The organism is Salinicola sp., from assembly GCF_982684285.1.
On sequence record NZ_CEXLVS010000330.1, the window covers coordinates 1 to 3,761 of the forward strand.

At 62.2% G+C, this 3,761-nt stretch carries 5 protein-coding genes; all 5 read right to left on the reverse strand.

The window, feature by feature from the left end; genetic code table 11:
• Positions 1-13: 13 nt before the first annotated feature.
• Positions 14-781 carry an acyl-ACP--UDP-N-acetylglucosamine O-acyltransferase gene (lpxA, locus tag AC3AYF_RS19225; RefSeq protein ID WP_295038086.1) on the reverse strand — a complete coding sequence of 256 codons (768 nt, stop codon included), beginning with the start codon at positions 779-781 and terminating at the stop codon, positions 14-16.
• Complete coding sequence (fabZ, locus tag AC3AYF_RS19230) at positions 778-1,221, reverse strand: 3-hydroxyacyl-ACP dehydratase FabZ (protein WP_110714740.1); 444 nt, start codon at positions 1,219-1,221, stop codon at positions 778-780. The genes lpxA and fabZ overlap by 4 nt, the downstream gene beginning before the upstream one ends.
• A 149-nt stretch (positions 1,222-1,370) precedes the next feature.
• A complete protein-coding gene (lpxD, locus tag AC3AYF_RS19235) occupies positions 1,371-2,411 on the reverse strand; it encodes a UDP-3-O-(3-hydroxymyristoyl)glucosamine N-acyltransferase (RefSeq protein ID WP_295038081.1) in 1,041 nt (346 codons plus the stop codon).
• Between the two features lie 22 nt (positions 2,412-2,433).
• Complete coding sequence (locus AC3AYF_RS19240; protein ID WP_149434479.1) at positions 2,434-2,937, reverse strand: OmpH/Skp family outer membrane protein; 504 nt, start codon at positions 2,935-2,937, stop codon at positions 2,434-2,436.
• A 97-nt stretch (positions 2,938-3,034) separates the two neighbouring features.
• Positions 3,035-3,761, reverse strand: a 727-nt coding sequence (locus AC3AYF_RS19245) for a BamA/TamA family outer membrane protein (protein ID WP_487780201.1), incomplete at its 5' end; no start/stop codon positions are given.

Below are 3,761 nucleotides of genomic sequence, written 5' to 3' on the forward strand. Positions count from 1 at the left end.
CATCCGCTCTCTCCTAGCGGATGATACCGCGCTGGGAAACCTTGAGAGAATCGATGAAACGGCGCGTCTCGTCGAGCGAGAAACGGCTCTCGATCTCGCCGACGGCCTGCTCGAGCGTCAGCCCCTTGCGATAGACCAGACGGTACGCTTCACCCAGTGCCTTGATCGCCTCGGCGGAGAAGCCACGGCGCTTGAGGCCGATGGAGTTCAGCCCGTGGGGCGCCGCCGGGTTGCCGTTGACCATGATGAAGGCCGGAATGTCCTTGGTGATCGCGGAGCAACCGCCGACCATCGCATGCTCGCCCATATGGGCGAACTGATGGATGGCGGACAGCCCGCCGATGATGGCGAAATCCCCCAGGGTCACGTGGCCGGCCAGCGTGGCCTGGTTGGCAAGAATGCAGTCGTTGCCGATCAGGCAGTCGTGCCCCACGTGGGAGTAGGCCATGAACAGGTTGCGGTCGCCGATGGTGGTGACACCGCGATCCTGGATGGTGCCTCGATGGATCGTCACGCTCTCGCGCACGACGTTATCGTCTCCCATCTCGAGCCGCGTCGGCTCGCCGGCGTACTTCTTGTCCTGACAGTCTTCTCCGACCGAAGCGAACTGAAAGATCCGGTTGCGCTTGCCGAGTCGAGTCGGCCCCTTGAGCACGACGTGCGGCCCGATCACGCTCCCGGCCCCGATCTCGACGTCAGCTCCGATCACGCTGAATGGACCGACTTCGACGTCATCGGCCAGTCGGGCAGAGGGATCGACGATGGCGGAGGGATGAATCAAGCGATTTTCCTCTCGGCGCAGATGATTTCCGCCTCGCAGGCCAGTTCGTCACCAACCGTTGCCCGGCAAGCGAACTTCCAGATGCCTCGCTTGCCCTTGATGACATTGGCCTCGAGCCGCAGTTGATCTCCCGGCATGACCGGACGCTTGAAGCGTACGTTGTCGCTACCGACGAGATAGTAGACATAGCCGTCTGCCGGCAGTTTGTTGACGGTCTTGAAGCCGAGAATGCCGCAGGCCTGAGCCATCGCTTCGATGATCAGCACACCGGGCATGATCGGGTGATGAGGGAAATGACCGTTGAAGAAAGGTTCGTTGATGCTGACGTTCTTGTACGCCACGATCGATTCGCCAATCGTGATTTCCATCACGCGATCTACCAGTAAAAATGGATAACGATGCGGTAGATATTCGCGAATCTGGTTGATGTCCATGATCATCAATACAACCTCTGAAATAACGAAATGCCCGCCACGAAGGCAGGCACAGGGCGGCAAAACGGCGTTCACCCGTGTGGGCGGGCATTATACAGGCGCACATGGCGACCGCCAGCCTTTCGGCGCGCTACGGGGATGGGCTCCCAGGCTCTTCAGCTATCGCGGATATCCCGCTCGAGACGCGTCAGCCGCTTGGCGATTTCGTCGAGTTGCTTGAAGCGTACAGCGTTCTTCCGCCACTGACTATTCGACATCGAGCCGGTACCGGAGGAGTAGACGCCGGGTTCCAGTATCGAGTTGGTGACCAGGCTCATGCCGGTCACCTGAACCCCGTCGGCCAAGGTGAGATGGCCTGAGAGCCCGACCCCGCCGCCGAGCAGACAGTGACGGCCGACCTTGGTGGAACCCGCGATGCCCACACATCCCGCCAGGGCGCTGTGGTCCCCGATCTGCACGTTGTGGGCGATCTGGACCTGAGAGTCGATCTTGACCCCGTTTCCGATCTGCGTATCGCCCAGCGCACCACGATCGATGCTCGAGCAGCTGCCCACCTCGACGTCGTCACCCAGCATGACACCGCCGAGCTGCGCGATCTTCTCCCACTGCGCGCCGTCGTGGGCGAAGCCGAAGCCGTCGCCACCGATGACACAGCCACTGTGGAGGATGGCGCGCTCGCCCACGATCACACCGTGGTACAGCGTCACGTTGGCATGCAGGCGAGACCCGCGGCCCACCGTGGTGTCGGTACCGATGAAGCACCCTGCGCCGATCACGCAGTCGTCGGCGATATCGACACCGTCCTCGATGACGCAGTGGGCGCCGACCTCGACGCGCTCGCCGAGCCGGGCCCCCGGCGAGACGACTGCCGTCGCGTGCACGCCACGAAGCGGCTGATTGACCAGCGGGTCGAACAGTCGCGACAACTTGGCATACCCCAGGTAGGGGTTCTCCAGTTCCAGCCGCGGGCACGGGCAGCTGTCGCCATGGGCGGGATGGACCAGAACGGCACCGGCACGAGTCGCTGCCAGATACTTCAGGTACGCCCGATTGGCCAGGAACGCGAGATCCGTCGGACCGGCATCGGCCAGCGTCGACAGACCGTCGACACGCAGATCCGCGTCGCCGACCAGGCGTGCATCCAAACGCTCGGCGAGTTCGCCAAGCGTATAAGAGCGGGAAGTCTCTCTCTTCATGAGCGGGCGCCGGATTGAATCATCAGTTGAGCGAATTGAAGATCTTCGTCACTTCGGGGGTGATATCGAGGCTGTCACCCGAGTAGACCACGGCGTCGCGATCCACCACCATATCCAGGTCATGCTCGTCGACGACCCGCTGAATGGCCTGATCCAGCTTGGGCTTGGCGCCTTTCAGATACTGCTGCTCGGCCTGCTGCTGCGCCTGGGAGATCTGTCCACGCAACTGCTGGAACTGACCGCCCTTCTGGCGCAGTTGCTGGGTCACCGAGTTGCGCTCGGACTCCGACATCACGTCGCCATCTTTCTGCAGACGCTGCTGCAGCTGCTGCAGCTCCTGGCTCAGCGACTCCGCCTGCTGCTGCTGGGAGCTGATGCGGTTCTTCAACTGGTTCATCGATGCCTGGGCGGAGTTGGAGGACATCAGCGCCTCGCGCCAATCGAGGACGCCCACTTCTGTCGCCATCGCGGGGACGGAAACCATCGTCAACAAACCTAGCCCGAGAACTCCTGCTATCTTGCGCATGCGGCATCTCCTTGGAACGAGCCTGACTTAACCATCTGAAACATCTGAATTCGAATTCGCGACGTCATCGGCACGTCGCGAATTCACCGCGCTTGAATTAGAAAGTCTGGCCAAGCGAGAACTGGAAGACCTGGGGATCGTCCCCATCCTTCTCGTTCAGCGGCTTGGCGACGCTGAACGTCAACGGCCCCACCGGGGTCAGCCAGGACAGCCCCAGGCCCACGCTGTAGCGCAGATCGTCGAGATGGACACCGCTGTTGCAACTGGAGGGGCCATCGCCAGGCACCACTTCGTAGCAATCGGTCAGGAAGGTGTTGCCGCCATCGAGGAAGATGCTGGTCTGCAGCGAACGGCGGTCCTCGACCCACGGGAACGGATAGATCAGTTCCGCCGAGCCCTCGACCAGCACGTTGCCCCCCAGGGTATCGTCGTCGCCGTCGCCGCGCTCGGTGGTCTTCGGCCCCAGCGTGTTGCCCGTGTAGCCACGTACCGAGCCCAGGCCGCCCGAGTAGAAGTTCTCGTAGAACGGATAGGGATCGTTGGAACCCAGCGTATCGGCGTAGCCCAGGTTGCTGCTGAACTTGACGGACCAGTCGGGGTTGAGCTCGAACAGTTTCTGGCCACGATAGCGCAGCTTGTAGTACTCGGCGTCCGATCCGGGCAGCGCGGTCTCCAGCGAGACGCGCTGGTAGCTGCCGGCGGTCGGCATGATCCCGCGGTTCAGGTTGTTGCGGGTCCAACTGGCGGTCAGCTTGTAGTTGAAGAAGTCCTCGCCCTGATCGTCGGTGTACCGGACGATCTCGGAGGGCGTGTCGTCGTAGGTG